This is a genomic window from Streptomyces sp. NPDC001492, from assembly GCF_053597275.1.
This window is the reverse complement of the sequence record NZ_JBSFHW010000064.1, coordinates 41,358-47,737: the sequence shown is the minus strand read 5'-3', so window position 1 is coordinate 47,737 and position 6,380 is coordinate 41,358. Positions and strand designations below refer to the sequence as shown.

The window sequence follows — 6,380 nt, the reverse complement described above, 5'->3', positions numbered from 1 at the left end:
GCCAACGGCCTTGAGCAGGTCGCCGCCGACCTCGACTCGCAGGGCCACCACGACGCCGCCGACATCCAGCGCGGAGTAGCCGCCCAGAACCGCGAAGTCGCCGACGCCGCCCGCACCTCCAGCAGCGCCCTCAACCGCATCTACTGACCGGAAGGACTCGACCGAATGGCCACCGAACTCGTCCACCGCTACACCTGCACCGTCCACGACGGCGACGGCTGTGACGGGCACTGTCTCGTCACTCCAGAGCTGTTCCTTGGCTGGTTCGCGAACGACATCACGCCCGTCTCCGAACAGCCTGCGGCCACCACGCTGGCGGATTTGGCGGCCCAGATGGGATGCGCCGCCGGGCACTTCGCGGACGCGGGCATCAACCAGGCCGACGACTGGGAGACCGCCGCCACCCTGGTCGGCTCGGCCGCCGACGCCAACGGCATCGAACAGCACAGCCTGCTGAAACAGGCCAGCCGTCTGCTTCACGGTCACACGGACGCGGTCGACGAGTACCTCGACATGGTCTGACCGCCCCGGGGGCTCGGCACGGTGCCGACACGGCCGGGCCCCCGCCCCCCAACCATCTGGCCGCCGCCGAGACCCGCCCACCACCAGGGCGGGTGTCGACCCCGACCAGCCGGCCGGGACAACCCCACCACGGAGGACCACATGAACCCCAGCACCATCCGCAACAACGGCGGCGACGACGAGACCCCCCGCATCCCCCTCGACGAAGTCTGAGCCGCCCCGCCCGGCCGGACCCCATCCGGCCGGGCACCACCCCGCTGGACTCGCCGGAAGCCCGCCGGCCGACCCCCCCCCCGGCCGGCGGGCGCCCCGCAAGCCCAGCACCCCCACCACCCCGCACCACCCGAGAGGAGCCGACCCCCATGCAGACCACCCAGGGCCTCCAGCGCGCCGCCCGCGAATACCGGGCCGTCGCCGACCGCCACGAAGCAAACGGCCGCCACCGCCTCGCCCGCAACTTCCGCGCCCACGCCGCCGACTGCGACCGCCGCGCCGAAGAACTCCGCCCCAAGACCGGCACCGAGTTCGCCAAGGCCCACGGCAACGACTCCAGCACCTGGACGGCCGCCGACTTCGAATCCGAGCTCGTCTTCGCCGAAGCCGACGCCCAGGTCGCCTACGCGTTCATCCAGGCCCGCCTCAGCGCCAAGACCGCCACCCCCCAGCTCACGCCCGCCGCCTGACCACCGAAAGGACCACCGCCATGGCCCGCAACCTCGACGAATTCGCCGCAGACCTCAACAAGGTCACCGCCCAGGTCATCGCCGCCGCAGCCGAAGGCGCCAAGGCCCGCGACCTCAGCGCCGCCATCCACAACGGTGACGCGGCCGAAGCCCGCCGCATCGCCTCCACCATGTCCACCGCCCAGCTCCAGCGCATCCAGCGCAAGAACTCCTGACCTAGCCCGCCCGCCGCTCCGACGTACCGAAAGGACACCGATTCCGATGACCACCGCCCCGGCCGGCCCGCAGCCGCCCACCGCCCCCGTGTACGGGGCCTGGCAGCCCCTGCCCAACGCCGGGGCCACCCCCCACACCGCCCCCAACCCCATGTACGACAAGCTCCTCTACGGCAAGAGCCCCTCCGACTGGGCCATCCGCATCGTCCTCGTCCTCGTCATGACCGCCGCCCTCGCCGTCGGCACCTGGTCCATCTACACCCTCCTCACCCAGCAACTCGCCGCCCCCCAGCCCATCGCCATCCTCGGCTGCGGCATGTTCGACATCGCCGCCCTCTTCTTCGCCCTGCTCTCCCAGAAGTACGCCGTCACCACCGACAGCGGCCTCGCCCCCCGCGCCGCCATGCTCGCCATGATCTGCACCAGCGCGTGGGTGAACTGGCAGCACGGACAGCTCGAGCAGTGGGGCACGGTCGGCTCCGTCATCCTCGCCGCCGCCCCGATCATCGCCGAGCTCGCCTTCGAGATGTTCCACCGCTACGCCCACCGCGAGACCCTCCGCCAGCTCGGCCGTGTCGCCCAGACCCTTCCCGTCCTCGGCAAGTGGGCGTGGCTCGCCCACCCCTGGCGGTCCCGCAAGACGATCGACGCCCACATCAAGGCCGCCCTCACCGAGCACGAGGCGGTCGCCAAGCGGCGCGAGGAAGTCTCCGACCGCCGGGCCCGCCTGATGGTCCGTCTCCCAATCGCCGCTCCCGAGGTCTCCCTCGACGCCTTCGAGACCACCACGGTCTCCCTCGAGCGGCTGGAGACCAGCCCGCTGGAGACCGGTCTCCGCGAGACCAAGTCTCTGGAGACCAGCGAGACCCCGGTCTCCCGCAACCGTGAGACCGCCGAGACCGAGACCGTCCGCGAGACCCGAGGCCGGTCTACCGAGACCGAGACCACGCGCCGGGACAGCGAGACCGAGACCGGTCTCCCGGTCTCCAACCTCCGGTCTACCCCAGAGACCACCGTCCGCGAGACCACCGCCGCCGTCACTCCGATCGGAGACCGCGAGACCGAGACCAACAAGCTGCTGGACCTCATGAGGTCTCGCGGCGGGGCGATGCAGGTCTCCCTCAACGACGCGATCGAGACCACCGGGCGCCCCAAGGCGACCGCCGCGAAGCGACTGAAGACCGCACGAGACCAGTACCTCGCAGAGACCGCCTGAGACCGAGACCAGGGAGACCAGAGACCGTGACCGAGACCCGCAGCACGCCGCGCCCGCGGACGGACACCCCGCCCGCGGTGCCGACGCGCGTCCCCGCCCCCGCTCCGGCGGTCTCCCCGGCGCCCGTTCAGGCACCGCCCGGTCTCCTCGACCCGCCCACCTGGGGGCAGCGCCTCATCCCCCGTACGGTTCGCGACGGCCTCGAGGCCCTCGGCTGGTGGCAAAACCCCATCCCGCAGAAGCCGTCCGCCCACCTCCGGCAGGTCCTGGCCGCGCTCGAGAAGTACGGCTGGTGCAAGTCCCTGGACGTCGCCCCGACGGGCCGCATGTGCATGCGCGGCGCCCAGAGCATGCTCCAGCGCGCCGGACACGTCACCCCCGCCGCCCGCGAACGAGCCGTCCACTACCTCCAGCTTTCCCTCCGTGAAATCGGCGTTGACCAGCCGTTTTTCCACTGGAACGACCTCGACGAACGCACCTTCACCCACGTCCGCCAACGCATCAACCGGGCCATCCACCTCGCCGAGACCTACGGAGAATGACCATGAACGAGTACAACGACCCCAACCACGCCTTCGACGGCATCGTCAACCACAGCTTCCAGGCAAACCCGCAGGCCAACGCCCCGCAGGCCTCCTACACCGACCCCCACCCCTACGGACCCCCGGCCCACGGACGCCCGGTCAAGACCGGGCTCACGCCCCGCGGGAAGGCCGGCATCGCCGTCATCACCGCCGTCCTCGCCGGCGGCGGCCTCCTCGGCTACCAGCACTACGCCGCCACCCAGGCCGCCAACGAGGTCAAGGCCAAGGAACTCGCCATCCAGCAGGCCCAGATCGACCTCCAGCGCCAGAAGGCCCTCGACAAGGCCAGCAAGGAAGCAGCCAAGACCGTCAGCGTCCAGGAAACCGCACGTCAGAAGCAGATCGACGCCTGCGTCCAGGACAACAAGCAGCTGGTCGGCAAGCAGCTCGGGCAGACCCTCGCCGGCGTCATCTCCGACTGCCAAAACCAGTACCCGGCCACCAGCACCGCGACCGGCAACGACCTCCAGGAGACCGCCTCCAGCCAGCCCACCAGCAGCGGGGGAGGAGCCGGCGAAGGCCTCCTCATCGGCGCCGGCGTCCTCGTCATCGGCACCATTCTGTTCGTCCGCAAGGCCACCAAGCCCGCCCCGCAAGCCGCCCCAAACGGCTACGTGATCTACCCGAACCCCTACCAGCAGTGACCGTGAGTAGTTGCTTCCTGCTTACTGCTGACCAAGGAAACATCCACAACCCCCACGTGGAGACAGTCGGCAACAGCGGAACGCGGATTTTCCCAGCAGGCAGCAACAAGGCAGCAACTACCGAGAGTGAGGACGTTTTCTGATGGCGAGTGACACGGTTCCAGCCTCTTCCGGCGCCCCCGAGCCGCCCGCGCACACGCCTACCAACGGCATTCCCCAGCCCGCGGCCGCGGGAGGCGGATGGCTCGCCGGCGCCCTCGCCGCCGTCGACCCCGCCCGCCCCACCTTCGACCTCACCCCCCAGACTGCCGCCGACGGGCACGACAACGGCGCGTCCATGCTCGGGCCGGGTGGCTCCAGCGCCGACTTCCACGACGGCGGCACCCCGGCAGCCGACGGCGGCACCAACAGCACCAGCGCTGGCGGCCACGACAAGGGCGTCCTGCGCGCGTTCGCGCACGCGGCGATCGAACGCTGGCGCCAGGGCGGCCAGGCCCGCCTCAAGGCCCTCGACATCCAAAAGGAGAAGGCCAAGGCCCTCCAGGTCAAAGAGGCCCGCACGAGCACCGTCAACCGCTCCGAAAAGCTCGTCGGCGGCACCACCGGCACAAACACCAGCAACAACGCGTCCAAGGGCAGCGACACCAAGACCTCGGCTGTGAAGAAGGACCACGTCAGCGGCGGCAAGTCCAATGGCAGCGGCACGGGAGGCGGGGCGGGCCGCGGCAACGGTTCGGCAGGCGGCCGCGGATCCCACGGGTCTGCGGGCTCCGGTGCGGGCAAGCAGAACGCCGGGCACACCGACCCCAAGAACGCCCCGGGAAAGGGCGGCACGGGCGCCACGGGCTCGAAGAACGGACCCGCCGGAAGCAGCGGCAGCAGCGGCTCGGGGGCGGGCAAGGCCGGCCCGCAGGGCAACGCCGGAAAGCCCGGCAAGGACGGCAAGACCCCGGCCGGCGGGGGCCCGAACGGCTCCGCAGGATCCACCAGCCCTGCCAAGCAGCCCGGGGCCACCGGCAAGGACACCAAGCCCCCGGCCAAGACGCTCCCCAAGGACACCACCCGCGAGCGGCCCTGGGAGAAGACACCCAAGACCTCCGACCCGAAGAAGACCCCCAGTACGCCCGGAGGACCGGGCGGCCCCAGGGGAGGTGCGGGCACCAACACCGGACCCGGGAAGGCGCCCACCCCCGGCCGCGACAAGCCCGTCGACCTGAAGAAGAACCCCGACACCAAGGGCGGCGACAAGACCACCACCAAGCCCGGCACCGGCAGCACAGACCCGAAGAAGGCCCCGGAGCCCGGAAAGACCGACCCCAAGCATGCCTCCGCCCCCGGTGGGACGACCGTCAACACCCAGTCCGCCCGCGAGGCCGGCTACCGCGACGGCACCCGCATCGGTCGTGTCGAGGCCAAGGTAGGCGCCTGGCGAGACGGAGTCGCAGACGGGCGCAGCGACATCAAGGAGGCGGCCGCCAAGGAGAAGGAGCGTCTCGACAAGGCCCGCCAGCAGCGCAAGCAGACACCACCCGCAGCACCCACCCCCACGCCCACCCCGGTCCCACCCAAGCCGACCATCCCCCCGAAACCGTCCACGCCCCCGCCCCCGCCCGACCCGCGCACCATCCTCATGAAGCCGAAGGAGACGCCGGTGACCGCACCCCCCGCCACCCCGGTGCAGGTGAAGAACACCAACCCGACCCACCTCGAACTCGGAGGCGGCGCCGACCGGCAGTTCATCTCCCGCGGCGAAGTCCGCAACCTCGCCGGCCACCAGCGCAACCTCGCCGGACGCAAGGAAACCCTCACGAAGATCGCCGAACGGGCCAAGACCTACCAGGCGCACGCCCAGCAGCAGACCAAACAGATCACCAACTACCTCGAGCAGGCCCGCAGCGCCAAGAAGAAGGGCGGCGAGAAAGTCATCGCCGAACTCGCCCGCCTCGAGGAAGCCTCCAAGCTGCAGGAGGCCAAGGCCGCCGAGGTCGTCAAACGCGCCGACCGCGCCGCCGACGCCTGCTCGGCCGTCTCCGCGAACCTCGACGTCCGCTACGCAGGCATCTACCGCGCGGCCGCCGACTCACCCGACGGCCCCGCCGAACTCAACTACTACCGCGACCTGGGATACGCCCATGCCTGACCTGACCTTCAGCGGCCTCCAGGCCGCCACCAAGAAACTCGCCCAGGACGTGGCCCGCTCCGCCGACGCCATCCGCACCGAGGAGAAGGCCATCAACGCCGAGGCCGACGGCACCGCCCGCGACGCCGAAGCGATTGCCGCGATGCGCGTCGACAAGGCCAGCGTCAGCGAAAACCACGAACTCGCGAAGATCATGCGCGGGCTGTCGGCCGCGGTCATCGAACACGCCTCCGCCGCAACTGGCACGGCCAGGCAGGCGAAAGCCGTGAACGACCAGAACCAGGCCAGCCACGCCCAGATCAACGAGGAAGTCCACCGCTCCCCGGTCGGTGCCGAAATCTACGACGTCGACCGCCGCTGGGTCATGGCCGAGTAA

Annotated in this window: 8 protein-coding genes; all 8 read left to right on the top strand. The window is 70.8% G+C overall.

Annotated elements, in window-relative coordinates; genetic code table 11:
* Positions 1 to 165: 165 nt before the first annotated feature.
* Positions 166 to 522 carry a hypothetical protein gene (locus tag ACWC1K_RS45765; protein ID WP_450839604.1) on the top strand — a complete coding sequence of 119 codons (357 nt, stop codon included), beginning with the start codon at positions 166 to 168 and terminating at the stop codon, positions 520 to 522.
* Positions 523 to 884: 362 nt separating this feature from the next.
* Entirely contained in the window at positions 885 to 1,205 is a 321-nt protein-coding gene (locus ACWC1K_RS45760) for a hypothetical protein (RefSeq protein WP_450839603.1), read from the top strand.
* A gap of 20 nt (positions 1,206 to 1,225) precedes the next feature.
* The gene (locus ACWC1K_RS45755) at positions 1,226 to 1,420 is read left to right on the top strand and encodes a hypothetical protein (RefSeq protein ID WP_450839601.1); all 195 of its coding nucleotides are present in this window, start codon (positions 1,226 to 1,228) and stop codon (positions 1,418 to 1,420) included.
* Positions 1,421 to 1,466: 46 nt separating this feature from the next.
* Complete coding sequence (locus ACWC1K_RS45750; protein WP_450839600.1) at positions 1,467 to 2,636, top strand: hypothetical protein; 1,170 nt, start codon at positions 1,467 to 1,469, stop codon at positions 2,634 to 2,636.
* Between the two features lie 26 nt (positions 2,637 to 2,662).
* Entirely contained in the window at positions 2,663 to 3,178 is a 516-nt protein-coding gene (locus tag ACWC1K_RS45745) for a DUF6197 family protein (protein ID WP_450839599.1), read from the top strand.
* A 2-nt stretch (positions 3,179 to 3,180) separates the two neighbouring features.
* Positions 3,181 to 3,864 carry a hypothetical protein gene (locus tag ACWC1K_RS45740; RefSeq protein ID WP_450839597.1) on the top strand — a complete coding sequence of 228 codons (684 nt, stop codon included), beginning with the start codon at positions 3,181 to 3,183 and terminating at the stop codon, positions 3,862 to 3,864.
* Positions 3,865 to 4,006: 142 nt separating this feature from the next.
* Positions 4,007 to 6,004, top strand: a complete 1,998-nt coding sequence (locus ACWC1K_RS45735; protein ID WP_450839596.1) for a hypothetical protein — start codon at positions 4,007 to 4,009, stop codon at positions 6,002 to 6,004.
* Positions 5,997 to 6,380, top strand: a complete 384-nt coding sequence (locus tag ACWC1K_RS45730) for a hypothetical protein (RefSeq protein ID WP_450839594.1) — start codon at positions 5,997 to 5,999, stop codon at positions 6,378 to 6,380. Before ACWC1K_RS45735 ends, ACWC1K_RS45730 begins: the two co-directional genes overlap by 8 nt.